The sequence below is a fragment of the uncultured Tenacibaculum sp. genome (genome assembly GCF_947499065.1).
Taxonomy (GTDB): domain Bacteria; phylum Bacteroidota; class Bacteroidia; order Flavobacteriales; family Flavobacteriaceae; genus Polaribacter.
In genome coordinates this window covers 631,140-648,082 of record NZ_CANMMT010000001.1, presented here as the reverse complement: position 1 = coordinate 648,082, position 16,943 = coordinate 631,140, and the positions used below count along the sequence as shown (strand labels likewise).

General features: G+C 29.4%; 15 protein-coding genes. 6 read left to right on the top strand and 9 right to left on the bottom strand.

Annotation, left to right across the window (positions count from 1 at the left end):
* The first annotated feature begins 15 nt into the window (after positions 1-15).
* The 3 genes from rnr to Q0958_RS02935 all read left to right on the top strand — a co-directional run bounded on the left by rnr (position 16) and on the right by Q0958_RS02935 (position 3,203).
* Complete coding sequence (rnr, locus tag Q0958_RS02945) at positions 16-2,211, top strand: ribonuclease R (protein WP_299119382.1); 2,196 nt, start codon at positions 16-18, stop codon at positions 2,209-2,211.
* A 91-nt stretch (positions 2,212-2,302) separates the two neighbouring features.
* Complete coding sequence (locus Q0958_RS02940) at positions 2,303-2,980, top strand: head GIN domain-containing protein (RefSeq protein WP_299119379.1); 678 nt, start codon at positions 2,303-2,305, stop codon at positions 2,978-2,980.
* 34 nt (positions 2,981-3,014) lie between these two features.
* Complete coding sequence (locus Q0958_RS02935; protein ID WP_299119377.1) at positions 3,015-3,203, top strand: twin-arginine translocase TatA/TatE family subunit; 189 nt, start codon at positions 3,015-3,017, stop codon at positions 3,201-3,203.
* 51 nt (positions 3,204-3,254) lie between these two features.
* On the opposite strand, the gene Q0958_RS02930 is transcribed toward Q0958_RS02935, so the two are convergent.
* Both Q0958_RS02930 and Q0958_RS02925 read right to left on the bottom strand, forming a co-directional pair.
* The gene (locus tag Q0958_RS02930) at positions 3,255-3,572 is read right to left on the bottom strand and encodes a heavy metal-binding domain-containing protein (RefSeq protein ID WP_299119374.1); all 318 of its coding nucleotides are present in this window, start codon (positions 3,570-3,572) and stop codon (positions 3,255-3,257) included.
* Positions 3,573-3,575: 3 nt separating this feature from the next.
* A complete protein-coding gene (locus Q0958_RS02925; protein WP_150898060.1) occupies positions 3,576-4,493 on the bottom strand; it encodes an SPFH domain-containing protein in 918 nt (305 codons plus the stop codon).
* A 127-nt stretch (positions 4,494-4,620) separates the two neighbouring features.
* Here Q0958_RS02925 and Q0958_RS02920 point away from each other — a divergent pair, with 127 nt between their 5' ends.
* Positions 4,621-5,019 (top strand): DoxX family protein, encoded by a 399-nt coding sequence (locus Q0958_RS02920; RefSeq protein ID WP_299119370.1) that lies wholly within the window; start codon positions 4,621-4,623, stop codon positions 5,017-5,019.
* Between the two features lie 142 nt (positions 5,020-5,161).
* Here Q0958_RS02920 and Q0958_RS02915 read toward each other — a convergent pair whose 3' ends face one another.
* The 4 genes from Q0958_RS02915 to Q0958_RS02900 all read right to left on the bottom strand — a co-directional run bounded on the left by Q0958_RS02915 (position 5,162) and on the right by Q0958_RS02900 (position 11,846).
* On the bottom strand, positions 5,162-6,019 hold the full coding sequence (locus tag Q0958_RS02915; protein ID WP_299119368.1) for a class I SAM-dependent methyltransferase: 858 nt from the start codon (positions 6,017-6,019) through the stop codon (positions 5,162-5,164).
* 110 nt (positions 6,020-6,129) lie between these two features.
* Positions 6,130-8,007: a tRNA uridine-5-carboxymethylaminomethyl(34) synthesis enzyme MnmG gene (gene mnmG, locus Q0958_RS02910; RefSeq protein WP_299119365.1), complete on the bottom strand. Its 1,878-nt coding sequence runs from the start codon at positions 8,005-8,007 to the stop codon at positions 6,130-6,132.
* A gap of 28 nt (positions 8,008-8,035) precedes the next feature.
* Positions 8,036-8,452 (bottom strand): rRNA maturation RNase YbeY, encoded by a 417-nt coding sequence (gene ybeY, locus Q0958_RS02905; RefSeq protein ID WP_299119362.1) that lies wholly within the window; start codon positions 8,450-8,452, stop codon positions 8,036-8,038.
* 91 nt (positions 8,453-8,543) lie between these two features.
* Positions 8,544-11,846: a DUF4175 family protein gene (locus Q0958_RS02900; RefSeq protein WP_299119359.1), complete on the bottom strand. Its 3,303-nt coding sequence runs from the start codon at positions 11,844-11,846 to the stop codon at positions 8,544-8,546.
* 123 nt (positions 11,847-11,969) lie between these two features.
* Between Q0958_RS02900 and Q0958_RS02895 the strand changes: the two genes are divergently transcribed.
* Complete coding sequence (locus tag Q0958_RS02895; protein WP_299119356.1) at positions 11,970-12,794, top strand: hypothetical protein; 825 nt, start codon at positions 11,970-11,972, stop codon at positions 12,792-12,794.
* Between the two features lie 326 nt (positions 12,795-13,120).
* On the top strand, positions 13,121-14,638 hold the full coding sequence (gltX, locus tag Q0958_RS02890) for a glutamate--tRNA ligase (protein ID WP_299119353.1): 1,518 nt from the start codon (positions 13,121-13,123) through the stop codon (positions 14,636-14,638).
* A gap of 50 nt (positions 14,639-14,688) precedes the next feature.
* Here gltX and Q0958_RS02885 read toward each other — a convergent pair whose 3' ends face one another.
* The 3 genes from Q0958_RS02885 to Q0958_RS02875 all read right to left on the bottom strand — a co-directional run bounded on the left by Q0958_RS02885 (position 14,689) and on the right by Q0958_RS02875 (position 16,924).
* Positions 14,689-15,282: a hypothetical protein gene (locus tag Q0958_RS02885; protein ID WP_299119350.1), complete on the bottom strand. Its 594-nt coding sequence runs from the start codon at positions 15,280-15,282 to the stop codon at positions 14,689-14,691.
* A gap of 55 nt (positions 15,283-15,337) precedes the next feature.
* Positions 15,338-15,772 carry a TerB family tellurite resistance protein gene (locus tag Q0958_RS02880; protein WP_272151020.1) on the bottom strand — a complete coding sequence of 145 codons (435 nt, stop codon included), beginning with the start codon at positions 15,770-15,772 and terminating at the stop codon, positions 15,338-15,340.
* Between the two features lie 417 nt (positions 15,773-16,189).
* Entirely contained in the window at positions 16,190-16,924 is a 735-nt protein-coding gene (locus Q0958_RS02875; protein ID WP_299119345.1) for a DNA/RNA non-specific endonuclease, read from the bottom strand.
* Positions 16,925-16,943 lie beyond the last annotated feature (19 nt).

Genomic DNA, 16,943 nt, shown 5'->3' with positions numbered 1-16,943 from the left:
TAAGACGAAAGATTAATGACTAGAAAGAAAAAAATCTACAAGAAAAAAGGGAAAATTATAAAAGATCTTACCCGAAACATTTTTAGAATTCTTAACGAAGACAGCTCTAAATTTTATAATTATAAACAAATTGCTAGTAAAATGGGAATTTCCGATACTGATGGAAAAACTCAAATTTTAAAAAAATTAGCAGAACTAACAGCCAGTCAAAAAATAAAAGAAATTGATAGAGGAAAATATCAAATCAATGAAGATAGAAAGTATCATATTGGTACACTTGATGTTACTTCTAACGGTAATGCTTATTTTATTTCTGATGATTTCGAAAACGACATATTTGTTCCTTCAGTTAATTTAGGCAAAGGTTTGCATGACGATACTGTAAGAGTATATGTTTATAAAAAAAGAAGAAGTAATAAGTTAGAAGCTGATGTTGTTGAAATTATAGATAGAGCCAAAACAGAGTTTGTTGGAGTTTTACAAATGAATAAAAACTTCGGATTTGTAGTGCCAGACAGTACTAAGATGTATGCTGATATTTTTATATCGCAAAACAAATTAAACAATGCTCAAGATGGCGATAAAGTTGTTGCTAAAATCACAGATTGGCCAGAAAATTCTAAAAATCCATTTGGTAAAATAACAGAGGTTTTAGGTAAACCAGGAGACCATAATACAGAAATTCATTCAATTTTGTTAGAATATGGTTTACCATATGAATTTCCAAAAGAAGTTGAAGAAGATGCGCAAAAGCTTTCTTTAGAAATAACAGAAGATGAGATTGCTAAAAGACGTGATATGCGAAGCGATTTGACATTTACTATTGATCCTAAAGACGCTAAGGATTTTGATGACGCATTATCATTTACAAAATTAGAAAATAGTAATTATGAAATAGGAATTCATATTGCAGATGTTTCACATTATGTGCAACCAAAAACCATTTTAGATGATGAAGCTTATGACAGAGCAACATCTGTTTATTTAGTTGATAGAGTGGTTCCTATGTTACCTGAAATGTTAAGTAATGGTGCTTGTTCGTTAAGACCTAACGAAGAAAAATTGACGTTTTCAGCAGTTTTTGAAATGAACGATAAAGCTCAAATTATTAACAAATGGTTTGGAAGAACAGTAACTTATTCTGATAAACGTTTTGCTTATGAAGAAGCACAAGCAATTATTGAAAATAAAAATAACATTGTTCCAGCTGATGTATCGCTTACAGGAGAAGAATATATTGTTGATGATGCTATAGTTGAAGCTACTTTAAAATTAGATGAACTTGCTAAGAAAATGCGTAAAAAACGTATGAAATCTGGAGCTATTTCATTTGATAGAGTCGAAGTAAAATTCAATTTAGATGAAGAAGCAAATCCAACTGGAGTTTTCTTTAAAGAATCTAAAGATGCTAATAAACTTATAGAAGAATTCATGCTATTAGCAAACAAAAAGGTAGCTGAGTTTATAGGATTTTCTAAAGGAAAGGCAACTAAGAATACTTTTGTATATCGTGTTCATGATGAGCCTAATATTGAAAAATTAGCTTCATTACAAAACATTATTGGTAAGTTTGGGTATAAGATTAATACAGAAAATAAAGAAACTACTTCCCAGTCTTTAAACCAGTTACTAGCTGATGTTCATGGAAAAGGAGAAGCCAATATGGTTGAAACCTTAGCCATAAGATCAATGAGTAAGGCTGAATATACCACTCAAAATATAGGACATTATGGTTTAGCTTTTAATTACTATAGTCACTTTACTTCACCAATACGTAGATATCCTGACGTAATGACACATCGTCTATTACAGCATTATTTAGACGGAGGAAAATCACCAAAAGCAGAAATTTTTGAAGAAAGATGTAAACATTCTTCAAAAATGGAAGAATTAGCATCTAAAGCAGAGAGAGATTCTATTAAGTATATGCAAGTTAAGTATATGCAGGACCATAAAGATCAAGAATTTGAAGGTGTTGTTTCTGGAGTTACTGAATGGGGAATTTATGTAGAAATTTCTTCAAACAAATGTGAAGGAATGGTTCGTATTAGAGATATAAAAGACGATTATTATATCTATGATGAACAGCAGTATGCTATTGTAGGTCAATCAACTAAAAATTTGATACAACTTGGAGATATTGTTGTAGTAAAAGTTAAAAAGACAGATTTAGAACGTAAGCATTTGGATTTTGACTTAATTTCACATTAATTTTATACATTTTGTAACAATAAAATTTAATATTTGTCTTTATAGTAATGGTATAATTCTTGGTTATACTAACTAACTAATGACGATTAAAATGAAAAAAATAGCATTTTTGAGTTTGTTTTTGATGACCGTTTTAGCATCAGCACAAACAAAGATTGAAAAAAAATTAGGAGATTTTATAACAGTAAAAGTATATAATGGTATTGATCTTAAGCTTGTTAAAAGCGATGAATCTAAAATTATTATAACAGGTGAAAAAGCAGAAAAAGTAAAAATTAAAACTTCTGGAAATACATTAAAAGTATCGCTAAGATTTCCAGAAACTACAGCAGATGGTAAAGTTAAAGCTACGCTTTATTATGCATCAACATTAAAAACTATAGATGCAAATGAAGGAGCTATAATTACAAGTAAAGTTATAGAACAATCCCAAATTGAAATAAAAGCACAAGAAGGAGCTTTTATTAACATGGTGGTTAAGGTTAAGCATTTAAAGGTAAAAAGCTCTTCAGGGGCTGTTATAAGGCTTTCAGGTACATCTAAAAACCAAACTGTTGATGCAGACTTAGGAGGAATGTATCACGGATATAAATTAGAAGTAACAGATATGACTATGGTAAGAGCAGGTTCTGGTTCTAAAGTAGAAGTACAATCAGGAGAAACTTTAGATGCAAAAGTATCTTTTGGAGGATCAATTTTTTATAAAGGAACTCCAGAAGTATTTAAAGATAAAAAAGTAATTGGTGGTGTTATAGAACAGAGAAGTTAATTTTGTATCTTTGTTGAGTAAAATTTAATATAAAATGATTTCACAGACTATATTTTTAGGAATGATTGGCCCTTGGCAAATAGCAATTGTAGTAGCATTAGTTTTATTAATGTTTGGAGGAAAGAAGATTCCAGAACTAATGAAAGGTTTAGGTACTGGTATTAAAGAGTTTAAAGATGCTACTAAAACTGATGAAGAAGAGAAAATAGAAGAAAAGAAATAATAATTTTCTATATATAAAAAAAGCCGATACAATTAAGTATCGGCTTTTTGTTTATATCTTTATTGCTGTTCCAGAGGCGGTTACCATTAACATCCCACCATTTGGACCTACTGTTTCATAGTCTAAATCTACACCAACTATAGCATTAGCTCCCAGAGATTGTGCTCGCTCCTGCATTTCTCTTAAAGAAGTGTCTTTTGCTTCACGTAAAACTTTTTCATAAGAACCAGAACGTCCACCAACAATATCTCTAATACCAGCAAAGAAATCTTTTAAAATATTAGCACCAATAATTGTTTCACCAGTAACAATTCCTAAATATTCTTTAGCTGGCTTATTTTCAATAGTATGTGTTGTTGATATAATCATGATTTATTCTGATTTTTTATTTTTTTTCATGGCTTCACCAATTTGATTACTAGCTGTAAAACTAGCTACCATATCGTTTAACATTTGACTTCCTGCTTGTGGTGAATTAGGTAATAATATTAAGTTACTGTTAGTTTCACCACCAATTGACTGTAAAGTATCATAATGTTGCGTTACAACTATTAAAGCTGAAGCTTCCTGACTGTTGATACCAACTTTATTTAAAACTTCTACAGACTCTTCTAAACCACGTGCAATCTCACGTCTCTGATCTGCAATACCTTGTCCTTGTAAACGCTTACTTTCAGCTTCAGCTTTTGCTTTTTCTACAATTAAAATACGTTGCGCATCTCCTTCGTACTGAGCAGCAACTTTTTCACGTTCAGCAGCATTAATACGGTTCATTGCTTCTTTAACTTGAGCATCTGGATCAATATCTGTTACTAAAGTTTTGATAATATCGTAACCATATTCCATCATTGCATCATTTAATTCAGCTTTTACAGCAATTGCAATATCATCTTTCTTCACAAATACGTCATCTAAGCGCATTTTAGGAACTTCTGCACGTACAACATCAAAAACATAAGAAGTAATCTGATCGTGAGGATAATCTAGCTTATAAAATGCTTCATATACCTTATCTCTAATAACTTTATATTGAACAGATACTTTTAACTTTACAAATACATCATCTAAAGTTTTTGTTTCTACAATAACATCTAATTGTTGAATTTTTAAACTCAACTTTCCAGCGATTCTATCTACTAATGGAATCTTTAAATGTAAACCTGAGTGTCTGATACTGTGGAATTTACCAAACCTTTCTATAATACCAGCAGTTTGCTGTTTTATAATAAAGAAAGAAGAAAGAAAGATTATAATTCCGAAGAATATAACCGGATACATGAAAATAGGCATGATTTTAATTTTTAATAGTTAGTATTTTTTCTTTAAATATATAGCTTATATATGTTATAAGACGCATTTTTTAGAAAATGTTACAACTACATAGAGAGATGAATTATATTTGCTAAAAATCAATTATATGAATCTAATACAAACTCACGCCACAGAAATTTTAATATTACTTTTTTTAACTGTAACTTTTTTACAATCTGGAATTGATAAAGTAAATGATTGGAAAGGAAATGTATCTTTTATAAAAGATCATTTCAAAAATTCACCTTTTAAAAATTCAGTTCCACTTTTATTGGCTATAATTTTAGTGATGGAAATTTTAGCTGGTGCTTTCATGCTTGTTGGAATTTTTAACTTAGCGACAACAGGTGCAAAAGATTTAGCTTTATTAGGAATTGAATTAGCAGCACTGTCTTTAATATTTTTATTAATAGGTCAACGTTTAGCAAAAGATTATGCAGGTGCGATGACATTAGCAGTTTACTTCATAATTGCAATTTTTGGTGTTTATATTTTGAATAGTTAAAATTTATTGTTTTATAGGAATAATAAAAATAATTTATCAAAAAACCTCTTAAAATATAAGTTTTAAGAGGTTTTTATTTTTAACTAAGGTGTTTTATTGTTATTTATATTTACTATCGTTAAAAAGTATTTAAAATAGTTTTTTACTTGTTTTTTATGATATACATTAAAGATGAGTACTCTCCATTCTTTTTAGCTTTCAAATTTGATTTTAAACCAATAAAAAATGCTTTAACAGTTTTACTTTTTTTGTTTTTGTATTTTTCTGATAACAATGAAACATAAAAAGAATCAAACTTCATAGGAAGTATTTTTTCAATATTCATGTTTACATTAGAAAATATTTTTTGAATAGAGTTTTTAGAAAAATGCCATAGGTGTCTTGGAACATCATAAGCTGCCCAAAATTCTTTATAATAATTAGCATCGTAACTTTTGTAATTAGGAACAGCTATTATTAATACACCATTAGGTTTTAATAATTTTTTTAATTGATTTGTATATTCAACTAAATTTGGAATATGTTCTAAAACATGCCACAAAGTAATTACATCAAAAGTTGTATTTTTTATTTCTGTAATTTCTTCGCGTAATTTAATTGATTTTTCTTCTGCAATTTTACGAGCCTTATCTGAAGGTTCTACTCCTTTAATTTCCCAATTATTTTCTTTACATACTTTTAAAAAATCTCCAGTACCTGCTCCAACGTCTAAAATTGTTTTTGATTCTGTATTGAATGAATTAATTAGTTTTAATTTTTTCTTAAGTGTGTAGTTTTTTACTAACTGATATATTTTATCTATAAATCCTTTTTTGCTATCGGTATGTGAAATATACTCTTCACTTAAATAGTATGTTTCTAAATTTGAAGGAACAGGAGAAGTTACTAACATGTCATATTCTTCATTAAGCATTACCTCGTAACTTTCTTTTGAAACTGTGTAATCAATACAATTTAAAAAAGGTTTTAAATCTTTATACAACTCTTTTTTATTACTCAAGTTTTATATTTTTTTGATATTGTTCCATGTGGAACGTAAGTTTAATTATTTGCAATATTACGTAAAAAGAAAAAACGTTCCACATGGAACGTTTTATTTTTAGTTATATTTTATCTACCCATATAAACTAATAGAACAGATATGTCACTTGGAGATACCCCACTTATTCTACTAGCTTGAGAAATTGATGTAGGTTGTATTTTAGATAATTTTTCTCTTGCTTCGAATGATAAAGATTTTACTTTACTATAATCAAATTTAGAAGGTATTGGTACATTTTCTAATCTATTTAATTTGTCAGCATTGTTTTTTTCTTTTTCTATGTATCCAGAATATTTTAAATGTATTTCTACTTGTTCTATAATTTCAGAATCGATATTGTCTTCTGTAAAATAATTTTCAAGTTTTGTAATCGATTTAAAATCATTAATACTTAATTGAGGTCTCGCAGCAATTTTAAAAAGCTTCATTGATTGGTTGATTAAAGTTAAACCTTTGCTTTCTAAAATTGGATTTATTTCTTCTTTCTTTACACTTAAGTTTTCTAAGAAATTAATAACATCTTTAGTTTTTCTTCTCTTCTCTTCTACTCTATTCATTCTCTCTTGAGAAGCTAAACCTAATTGAAATGATTTTTCTGTTAAACGTAAATCAGCATTATCTTGTCTTAAAAGAGTTCTGTATTCAGCTCTCGAAGTAAACATACGATAAGGTTCTTCTGTTCCTTTGGTAATTAAATCGTCAATTAAAACTCCGATATAAGCTTCACTTCTTTTTAAAATAAATGGTTCTTTATTTTGAATTTTAAGAGCAGCATTTACTCCTGCCATTAATCCTTGTGCAGCTGCTTCTTCGTATCCTGTTGTTCCGTTTATTTGTCCTGCAAAAAATAAATTCTCAATTAACTTAGTTTCTAAATTGTGTTTTAATTGTGTTGGTGGAAAATAATCGTATTCTATAGCGTAACCATAACGTAAAAATTTTACATTCTCAAAACCTTCGATAGATCGTATGGCTTTATCTTGAATGTCTTCTGGTAAAGAAGTTGAGAATCCGTTTACATATATTTCAACTGTGTTCCATCCTTCCGGTTCAACGAATATTTGGTGGCGCTCTTTTTCTGCAAAACGATTAATCTTATCTTCTACTGATGGACAATAACGAGGTCCTGTAGATTTAATTCTTCCGTTAAACATTGGAGATCGATCAAAACCTTCTCTAAGTAAATCGTGTACTTTAGGGTTAGTATAAGTTAAATAACAAGAACGTTGTTTAGTTAATGTTTTTGTAATTGGTAAATAAGAGAATTTCTCAGGATTATCATCTCCTGGCTGCTCTGTCATTTTAGTATAATCTAAAGATCGTCCATCAACTCTTGGAGGTGTTCCAGTTTTCATTCTTCCAGATTCAAACCCTTTAGAAACTAAATCTTCTGTAATTCCTGTAGAAGAACCTTCTCCTGCTCTTCCTCCTCCAAATGTTTTATCTCCTATATGAATTAAACCGTTTAAAAAAGTTCCAGCTGTTACAATAACTGTTTTAGCTTTTATGTGTAATCCTAATACGGTTTTTACTCCTACAATTTTATCTCCTTCAAAGATCAAACCGTTTACAGAATCTTGATAGAAATCTAAATTGTCAGTTTGCTCTAGCATGGTTCTCCAACACTCTGCAAATTGCATTCTATCAGATTGAGCTCTTGGACTCCACATAGCAGGTCCTTTCGATTTATTTAGCATTTTAAATTGTATAGCTGTCTTGTCGGTTACGATAGCGCTATAACCTCCTAATGCATCAATCTCACGTACTATTTGTCCTTTAGCAATTCCACCCATAGCAGGGTTACAACTCATTTGAGCTATGTTTTGCAAGTTCATTGTAATTAGAAGTGTGTGTGCACCCATGTTTGCACTTGCGGCTGCAGCTTCACTTCCAGCATGACCTCCTCCTACTACAATTACATCGTATGTTGTATTAAATAAACTCATTTTATATTCAGTTCCACGTGGAACGGTTTTAATTATTTTCTAATTTCTTTAAACAGTCGTTTTCTTTATTTCGCATAATTTCTTTCTCTTCTTCTGTTTTATCCTTGTATTTCATGTAGTGCAAAATACCATGAATAATTACTCGGTGTAATTCGTTTTCAAAAGAAGTTTTAAATAAGTCAGCGTTTTCTTTTACGCGTTCTACTGAGATAAAAATATCTCCACCAACTAATTTACCAAGTGTGTAGTCGAAACTAATTATATCAGTAAAAGTATCGTGTTGTAAAAACTCAACGTTTATTTTGTGTAAATAAGAATCGTCACAAAATATATAGTTTACTTCGCCTAATTCAAAGCCTTCTTCTTCTATGCAGCTCTGAATCCATTTAGAAGTTTTTTCTTCGTTTTCTAACTGAAAATTGGTTTCGTAATTAAAGTCAATCATTCTTTATTTATCAGGATAATTAATTTATTAATTAAGTAACAAATCAATTTAATAAATAAAAAGTATTGTTTTAAATACTAAATTGACTCTATTACTTTTCTTTTTTAGGAAGGCTAAAATACTCTTGAACCTTCTTTTTATAATTTTGGCGCAAAGGTAGTGATTGTCTGTTTAATATCTCTGTTTGGTTATAAAACAGCTTTTTGAATTTTAATTCTTTAGTTGAATTATTATTAAATTCTTGTAAGTTGGTGTTTGATTTTCGTTTCTTATCACGATTCTGTTCAAAGGTAGCTTTATCTAATTTTAGTAATTCATAGTTTAATCGTTGCATTCTATTAATGCTTTGTTGCGTAAAACCTTTTTCTAAAATTTCATTTTCTAACTGCTCCATTTCTTTTAAAGCTTGCTTAGCTTTTCCATTTGAATCTTTACCTTCTTTAATCGCATTTTCTAGTTGTTGTCTTAGTTCTGATTGTTCTTTATAAATTTGATATAATTCACCATCTAAGCCTTCACCTTGCTCCCCTTTTTTACCTTCTTTTTTACCTTTGTCTCCACCCTTCTTTCCATCTTTTCCATCTTTTGGTTTTCCTTGATTTTTCTTTTTCATACCATTCTTCATCTTTTCCATTAATTCATTTTGTTTTTGAATAATGTCTGGTAAGCTAAAAGATTTACCTTTCCCCTTACCTTTTCCGCTGCTTGGTAATGGATTTTGCATAGCGTCTAAAGCATTACTTAACATGTCTGCTAAAGTGTTTGCAGAAGTCATTACATAGCGTTGATTTGAAATACCATTTCTAAATTTGTTATCAGCAAAGTTTTCTAATGATTGATCTAAGTTATAATGAGCCAATGCAAGTTGATCTTGAACCTTAGAAGATATCTTTGGAGATTTCATTGATAATACAAATAAGCTATCATCTATGTGTTCAAAATAAGTTTTAAGCAGATGTTGTTTTTGTAAGTTCTTACCAAAGTTTGGATGTGATGAATTAGTACTTGAAAAGATATTCATTAGTCTTTCTTGGTCAAAAGAAAATGTAATTAGGTTTTCTAATACTTGACGTAAACCTTCCATGTTTTCTTGTTCCATATCGGCGCTCATTTGTTGCATTGAGTCTTGCATTTTTTGACTCATTTCTTTCATCTTTTTAGCTGCCTTTTTTTGGTTTTCTTTTGCCTCTTGTTGTTTACCGCTATCTAATTTTTTATCTGCGTTGTTTAATTCTTTTTGGATTTCTTCAGAAGGCTTTTCTAAAGATGGAAGTTTCATAGGAGCTTTTAATTTGTTGTTATCTTTTTTTAATTCATTAAGATCTTTTTTAATCTTTTGAAACTCCTTATTGATTTTGTTTTGCTCTTCTTTTGTAGCTTCTTTCTTATTAAGCTCTTCTTGTTTTTTTGCCAAATCTTTTATGTCGTCAGCAACTTTTTGCATCTTTTGTTCAACATAATAACGTTTGGTCATTTCCAAAATACGCTCTAAACTTTTTTCTTGTTGCTTATTTTGTTCTGCTAATTCTTTTGTTTTTTTAATTAAATCTTCTTTGTTAAGCTTCTCAGCAAGCTTCTTTAATTCATCTAATAACTTTTGTTGCTTTTCTAACTTCTTTAGCTCTTCTATTCTCTTTTTTAAATCTTCTTTTTTCTCTTGAAGTGTTTCGTTTTTCTCTTTTTTCTCAGAGAAATTCTCTTGTAATTTTTGAGCTTGACGTTGCATCATTTCTTTATACTGGTCTTGACGCTTAATTAAATTTTTAATTTTTTTCTGATCGTTCCAGTTAATATTTTTTTTGTTTTGCAGATCGAATTGAATCTTCTCTAATTCTTTTTTACTCTTTTCTTGCTTGCTTAATGAGTTCTCTAAATTTTGAATATAATTACGTTGTTCTTGTAATAATTCGTTTTCAATTTCATTAGATGTTTTCTGTCTATATGAAAACTTTCTACTAACAGCTTTTTTGCTTCCATTAATAATATCATTGTCAAAAACCTGAAAATACATTTCATAATTAACTCCTTCTTTTAAGTCTAATTTGTTTGGGAACTCAAAAAAGAAAGTCTGAATATTATTCTTGTTTATGTTTATTAAAGTGTTTTTAGATTCGCTAATATTGTTTTTATCATAATACACTAACTCTAATTTTTTAAAGCCGTAGTCGTCTGAAATCTGTCCTACAAATTGAGCATTACCTCTACTAATACTATCTATGTTTGAATTCACATTTATAGTTGGAAATTCATCTTTAGTAACATCAATAGAAAACTGTAACTGTTCGTAATCTTTTAAATTTTTATTAGTAGTTGTTATCTGGTAATTGATTGATTCTTTCAATTGTTTATTCAATTGAAAGAGATCAGAGTTTTCTTTAGAAAAATTAAAACGTTTTTGATTTAGTAGTAAACTAACTGTATCGGTTTCAGTTGTTTTTACCTTCCATTGAACAATTGTTCCTTGTGGAACATTTATGTTTCCCGTGTTTTCAATCGTCTCATTTTTCTTTTTAGTATATGCTGGATATTTTAAGTTTAAAGAGATGTTTTGAATAGATGGAGTGTTTATAACAGATAAGTTAAATGTATTCGATTCAATACCGTTTGCGCTTGTATAAAAATTAATTGCCTCTTGAACTTCTACAAATGTGTAAGAGAAAAGACCGTTCCCTTCGTTCTCTAAATAATATTGTTGATTGTTGAAATGGATTTTAGCTTCTTGAGGAATCACCTCCCCTGTTGCTTGAATATATACAGTAATATCTTTTCCTTTAATTACATTTAAATCTTTAGAAGTTAAATTAAAATAAAAAGGAGCTGGAGGTGTATAAGCAACAGAATGATTTACCATACGATTAAAACTCTGTGAAAGTTTACTTGTAGTTCCAGTTAAAAAAGTAAAGCCCCAAATTAAAAGAGGAATTAAAGCATACTTTAAATACTTTTTATTCTTTTTAAAGTCTATCGCTTTATTAAAAGAAATAGGTTGTAATACACCTGATTTTTGTTCTATACTAGCTAATAGTAAATCAGAATTATCGCTATTTTCTTTTAATTGAAGTACGTTTAAAAGTTTGTCTTTAACTTCAGGAAAATGATTTCCGATAATTTTTGAAGCATCTTCAAAAGAAATTCCTTTTTGTAAACCAGTAATTTTAAAAATAGGAAAGCAAATAAAACGGAAAAATAGAAATAGTTCTACAGCAATAAATAGCCAAAATAAAATGGTTCTTGCATTAGGTTTAAGCCATAAAAAGTATTCAATGAATAGGGTAAAGAAAAGATATATTAACCCTAAAGAAACAAATAGTATGCTTCCTCTTATTAATTCATTCGTGTAGTATTTTTTACTAAATTGTAGTAACTTCTGTTCTATTATATTAAATTTCTCCATATCAACTATAAAAGTACTATTTTTAAAAGTAAATTATTGTTAAAGATATGTGTAAGAAAATATTATTAATAGCTACTAAAGCCTTGAAATAATTATTTTTTTTAAAAATTAAATACGTTAAACATGAAAAAACTATCTATTTTACTTTTATTCTTTTCAGTAAATCTTATAGCTCAAAGTCCATGGACGAAAAAGAAAAACGAGGGATATGTACAATTATCTTTTACTACAATTTCTAATTATGATGCATTGTACGGTAACCCAGATTACAGCACTAATCGTAAAATAACAGATAATACTTTACAATTGTATGGAGAGTATGGTCTTTCAGATAAAACAACTTTAATAGCTTCTGTACCTTTAAAAATGGTTAAATCTGGAGCTTTAGTACAACCAATTTCATTTACTACTGAGGAATCAAAAACATCATTAGGAAATATTCAAATAGGAGTTAAGCATAACTTCTATAACAAAAAATGGTTATTAACAGGGCAATTAACAGTTGAGGCTAACACAAGTAGTTTTTCAATAGCTTCAGGTTTAAGAACTGGTTATGATGCTTGGACTGTTACACCATTATTTATTGCAGGTAGAGGATTTGATAGATGGTATATTCAAGCTTCAACAGGATTTGATATTAGAACTAATGATTATAGTAGTACATATAAGTTAGGTGGAGAAATAGGATATAAAGCTATAGATTGGTTATGGGTTGCAGGATTTTTAGATGGAGTTGCTTCTCTTAAAAACGGAGATGTTGCTTTACCACTTCAAAATGTTGCTACTGGATTATACGTAAATGATCAAAGTTTTGCTGCATTTGGATTAAAACTAATTGGAGAAATTAGCGATAAAACAGGAGTTAATTTTGGTTTTGGAGGAGCATTTGCAGGAAGAAATGTACCTAAAAAGGCAGCATTAACTTTTGGATTATATCATAAATTTTAAAAAGTAAGGAAAACCCTTACTTTTTTTATGGCAAAAAAAAACGATGAAACATAAAAATAAAGTAGTTTGCGTTATCAACTAACCAAACTTAAACTTTAATCATGTTAAAAAACATTTCAAAACTAGGTGTTGCTTTAAATAAAAAGGAACAAAAATTAGTGAACGGAGGATGGAGAAACATTAGATGCTTTACATACAAAGATTGCCCACCTTGGGATTCTTTTTGTTTAAATGGTTTCTGCCAATTCAAATAATACAAAGCGAGCTTAGGCTCGCTTTTTTTATGATTATATTAAAACTATCTTTGCGCTTTCAAATTAAAAACAATGACTGATAACGTAAGAGTACGCTTTGCTCCTAGTCCAACAGGACCATTACACATGGGTGGTGTTAGAACCGCATTATTCAATTATTTATTTGCAAAAAAATATAACGGAACTTTTGTTTTACGTATTGAAGATACAGATCAAACTCGTTATGTAGCAAATGCAGAACAATACATCATAGATTCTTTAGAATGGTGTAACATACCATTTGATGAAGGACCAGGGAAAAATGAAAAATTCGGACCATACCGTCAGTCAGAACGAAAAGAATTATATAAGCAGTATGCCGATTTATTAATTGAAAAAGGATGGGCATATTACGCTTTTGATACGGCTGAAGAATTAGATGCACACCGTAAAAACCATGAAGAAAATGGTAAAACATTTATCTACAATTGGCATAATCGCGAAAAATTGCAAAACTCTTTAGCGCTTTCAGAAGAAGAAGTAACATCTAAAATTGCTGCTGGTGATAAATATGTAGTTCGTTTTAAAACACCTCAAGATGAAACATTAATCATGCAAGATGAAATACGTGGGACTATTAAAATCGACACAAATACTTTAGATGATAAAGTATTATTTAAGTCAGATGGAATGCCAACGTATCATTTAGCAAACATTGTTGATGATCATTTAATGGAAATATCACATGTAATTCGTGGAGAAGAATGGTTACCTTCTCTCCCACTTCACATGTTATTATATAAAGCTTTTGGTTGGGACGCACCAAAATTTGCACATTTACCATTAATTTTAAAGCCAGTTGGAAAAGGAAAATTAAGCAAACGTGATGGAGATAAATTAGGTTTTCCAGTATTCCCATTAGAATATACTAACGAAGAATCAGGAGATGTTTCTAGAGGGTATAAAGAAGATGGATATTTTAACGATGCATTTATTAATATGCTTGCTTTCTTAGGATGGAATCCTGGTACAGAGCAAGAAATTTTCTCTTTAGAAGAATTAGTAAAAACATTCGATTTAGCAAGAGTTAGTAAGTCTGGAGCCAAGTTTAGTCCAGATAAAACAAAATGGTTTAATCAGCAGTATTTACAGCTTAAAACTGATAAAGAATTAACAGATTTATACTTGCCAATTCTTGAAGAAAAAGGAATCAATAGTGATGTAGATTATACAAAAAAAGTGGTTTCTTTAATAAAAGAAAGAGCCGTTTTTGTAGCTGATTTCTGGGATTTATCAAGTTTCTTCTTTGAAAATCCTACAGAATATGATGCAAAAGCAGCAAAAAAACAATGGAAAGAAACAACTGGAGCTTTAATGACTGAATTAACAGAAGTTATTTCTAACATTGAAGATTTTTCAATTGAAAATGCACAAACTGAAATTAAAGGATGGATTACTTCCAAAGAAATTGGGTTTGGTAAAGTAATGCAACCACTTCGTTTGAGTTTAGTAGGTAAATTGGCAGGACCAGATTTGTTTGAAATTATGACAATGATAGGAAAAGAAACTACTTTACAACGCATAAAAAATGCAATTGAGAAGTTATCATAAATAAAAAAATCCGGTTTAAAACCGGATTTTTTTATGTGTTTAGTTTTGTATTAAAACTGATTGTAATAACAAGAAGCATTTGATTTATTTGGTGAATTACCACCAGACATATTATTCCAATTCAACCTAAATACAACACTTAGTGTTCCTTGAATATGAGAACGCATACTTTCAAAGTTTTCTAATGAATGCTTGTAATATACTTGAGGATTTATACCTATAGTGTCGGTTAACCAGTAAATACCACCCGCACCAATATTAAGCGTTGGTGTCATTTTTCTTTCAGAATCAACCACACTTCCACCCGCAAAAACATAAGGACTAAAATTTTCAAAAAGTGGATTTAAATTATAACGAAAAGATGCATCAAATGAAAAATACTTAGCTGAATTTTTGATTAATCCAATATCATCAATTGTATTAAATGACATAGCTCCGTCTAAAGAAAAGCGTTCACCAATAGGCATGGTTAAACTAACTACTGGTACTTGAAATAGATATTCATCGCCAATAAAAGCAGCATCACTAGAACTAAATTTTGTAACCCCCATACCAATACCAATTTGCCAGGTATCGTTCAAATTTTGGGAAAATAAATTAATAGAACAACAAAGTACGGCTATAAGTAAAATTTTATTCTTCATTAAATAGTAGATTTATTATAATAACTTGGTTAGCGCGAATTTAGTATAAATCTGTTTAAATAGCGTTTACTTTTTTTATTGCGTTAGTAAAATCATCCAAGTCATTATCGTTCAATACTAAGTGCAAAGCTTCATCGCATACTTTTTCAACATTATCAGTTGGAAAATGTAAAGCAACAGCTATTTTTTGCATTAAAATCACCTGATCTTTGTCCACGTGTTCATCAGCAAAAATCATTTTAGTTAATCGATATAAACGTTCAATACGCTCATCGTAGCTCACAGGAGGGTTAACAGGAAATTTTTCAGGACTCTTTAAAATTTCATCATACTCACTTTTATTAATGTGTAATTTTTTAGCAGCTCTATCTAAAAGTTTCTGCTCCCCTTCTGAAATAATTCCATCAGTCTTTGCAATTTTTACAACACTAGCAAAATGACCTTTTTCTTGTTTGTGTTTTCCGCTTGAATATAAATCTGAAATAGCCATATCTAAATTTTTTAAGATTAATAAGTTTTTAATATTTAGAAGCAGGGATTAAAAAAAAGTCACGAGTAACTTTTCTATTAAATTTAAGAAATTTGTCAAAAAAACAAGAATTGATTTTTTTTATGTTATTGTTTTTAGATATAAATTTTAGTAATTAAAACGACTCTCTCAAGATTTTTTTAAGCGTGTTTTAAAAATGGCCTTATAGAATTGTTGTTATTTGTTTAAAATAGCCTAAAAACCACCTAAAATTAAGTTTTTATATTTTTTTGACTTAAAAATTCACTTTTGAGTGTTTTTTGAAAATTTAAATAAAATTTTATGATCAAGTTAAAAATTAGATAAAAAAATTCTATTATTAAAAAATAAATCCTAAACAATGTTTCACATGAAATTTTTTCATGTGGAACATTTCAATTAATAATCCCAAATAGGATTTGGAAATTTTTTTTGTTGATGAAGATCACCTCCATCGATACGATCCCAAAATTTTCCACCAACTTTTTGTTCGGCGTCATAGGTAACAACTAAATAGTTTTCTAATTCACCACTCAGTTGTCTATTCTCCATTTCAAAAGTCCATAAAGACAGACGACCTTTATCATCTTCGGCTAAAACACTTTTAACAAAAGCATGAGGAATAGGAACATCGATACCATATTCGTTAGAAGAATCGCCAATAGTTTTAATTTTTTGATCAAAATAGAAAACAGGAGCGGTAAGCACATAAGTTTCTAAAATTTCAGGTTTGTCGTTGAGTTTTCTGATAGCTTCTTCTAGTTTTCTCCAAATTCTACGATTAAAATATGGTTTTTGAGGAGACATATTCGATAGTAAAAAGGTTTCGCTATTTTGGATTTCCAGAATATCACTATTTGCACTGGCTACAAGGTGTCCACGGTCGTAACCACTATTTTTATAAGCCCCTAAACCAGCACGAAAACGTTTAGGAATTCTAGTATCAGCACGAAAGTTATTCATACGATCGGCTTTGGTTAGTAAATACTTATTTCTGTTAATAATTTCTAGTGTCCATTTGGCTTGTCTGAAATACCAAGAGTAACCAATAGTAAAATAACGGCCTACTAAAATTTCATCACATACAGGAGCACCATAACGAAGTTCTGGTTGGATTTGAAATGGATTATTCATTTTTCTTTTTTATAAAATT

What these genes read in the sequence shown, in the direction of transcription:
- rnr (WP_299119382.1), top strand. Translation starts at nt 16, where the DNA reads ATGACTAGAAAGAAAAAAATCTACAAGAAAAAAGGGAAAATTATAAAA.
- Q0958_RS02940 (WP_299119379.1), top strand. Translation starts at nt 2,303, where the DNA reads ATGAAAAAAATAGCATTTTTGAGTTTGTTTTTGATGACCGTTTTAGCA.
- Q0958_RS02935 (WP_299119377.1), top strand. Translation starts at nt 3,015, where the DNA reads ATGATTTCACAGACTATATTTTTAGGAATGATTGGCCCTTGGCAAATA.
- Q0958_RS02930 (WP_299119374.1), bottom strand. Translation starts at nt 3,572, where the DNA reads ATGATTATATCAACAACACATACTATTGAAAATAAGCCAGCTAAAGAA.
- Q0958_RS02925 (WP_150898060.1), bottom strand. Translation starts at nt 4,493, where the DNA reads ATGCCTATTTTCATGTATCCGGTTATATTCTTCGGAATTATAATCTTT.
- Q0958_RS02920 (WP_299119370.1), top strand. Translation starts at nt 4,621, where the DNA reads ATGAATCTAATACAAACTCACGCCACAGAAATTTTAATATTACTTTTT.
- mnmG (WP_299119365.1), bottom strand. Translation starts at nt 8,007, where the DNA reads ATGAGTTTATTTAATACAACATACGATGTAATTGTAGTAGGAGGAGGT.
- ybeY (WP_299119362.1), bottom strand. Translation starts at nt 8,452, where the DNA reads ATGATTGACTTTAATTACGAAACCAATTTTCAGTTAGAAAACGAAGAA.
- Q0958_RS02900 (WP_299119359.1), bottom strand. Translation starts at nt 11,846, where the DNA reads ATGGAGAAATTTAATATAATAGAACAGAAGTTACTACAATTTAGTAAA.
- Q0958_RS02895 (WP_299119356.1), top strand. Translation starts at nt 11,970, where the DNA reads ATGAAAAAACTATCTATTTTACTTTTATTCTTTTCAGTAAATCTTATA.
- gltX (WP_299119353.1), top strand. Translation starts at nt 13,121, where the DNA reads ATGACTGATAACGTAAGAGTACGCTTTGCTCCTAGTCCAACAGGACCA.
- Q0958_RS02885 (WP_299119350.1), bottom strand. Translation starts at nt 15,282, where the DNA reads ATGAAGAATAAAATTTTACTTATAGCCGTACTTTGTTGTTCTATTAAT.
- Q0958_RS02880 (WP_272151020.1), bottom strand. Translation starts at nt 15,772, where the DNA reads ATGGCTATTTCAGATTTATATTCAAGCGGAAAACACAAACAAGAAAAA.
- Q0958_RS02875 (WP_299119345.1), bottom strand. Translation starts at nt 16,924, where the DNA reads ATGAATAATCCATTTCAAATCCAACCAGAACTTCGTTATGGTGCTCCT.